Origin of the sequence: Mucilaginibacter gilvus (assembly GCF_004054195.1) — a bacterium.
Taxonomy (GTDB): Bacteria; Bacteroidota; Bacteroidia; order Sphingobacteriales; family Sphingobacteriaceae; genus Mucilaginibacter; species Mucilaginibacter gilvus.
Genome location: NZ_SBIW01000019.1, coordinates 1 through 630 on the forward strand (window position 1 = coordinate 1; position 630 = coordinate 630).

A 630-nucleotide genomic window follows, 5' to 3' on the forward strand; every position below is an offset into this window, starting at 1 on the left:
AGGTAAGCGATATCGTGCTGGCCAACGAACCTACCGTGGCGGTATAGTTAAGGTCTGCCGGGCCGCTTACCTGGGTAAGTGGCGATAACGGGTTGGTGGCTATTTTGCTCAGGTAAGCATTATCTGACAAACCTTTCACCGCGGTGATGCGGTACGTTTTGGTGGTCGTGCCGTTCTCTGCCGTTACCAGTACATCTATCGGAGTGGATGCGCCGGTAAGGGTAATTGGGCCCGAAGCTACGCCGCTGGCTACCGTAGTGCCATTTATTTTGATCGCAGAGCCCGCATCCTGCGCGGTCAGGGTAAGCGATATCGTACTGGCCGAAGAACCTACCGTGGCGGTATAGTTAAGGTCTGCAGGGCCGCTTACCTGGGCAAGAGGCGACAGCGGGTTGGTGGCTATTTTGCTCAGATAAGCGTTACCGGACAAGCCTTTTAATACAGTGATGCGGTACGTTTTGGTGCTGGTGCCGTTCTCTGCCGTTACCAGTACATCTATCGGGGTAGACGCGCCGGTCAGGGTTATCGGGGCCGAGGCGACACCGCTGGCTACCGTGCTGCCATTTACCCGGATCACCGAACCTGCATCCTGTGCCGTTAGGGTAAGCGATATCGTACTGGCCGACGAAC

At 56.2% G+C, this 630-nt stretch carries 1 protein-coding gene; it reads right to left on the reverse strand.

Annotated features, from left to right (window positions below; translation table 11 throughout):
• A partial coding sequence (locus EPL05_RS21715; protein ID WP_134240089.1) for a cadherin-like beta sandwich domain-containing protein occupies nucleotides 1–630 on the reverse strand: 630 nt, incomplete at both ends.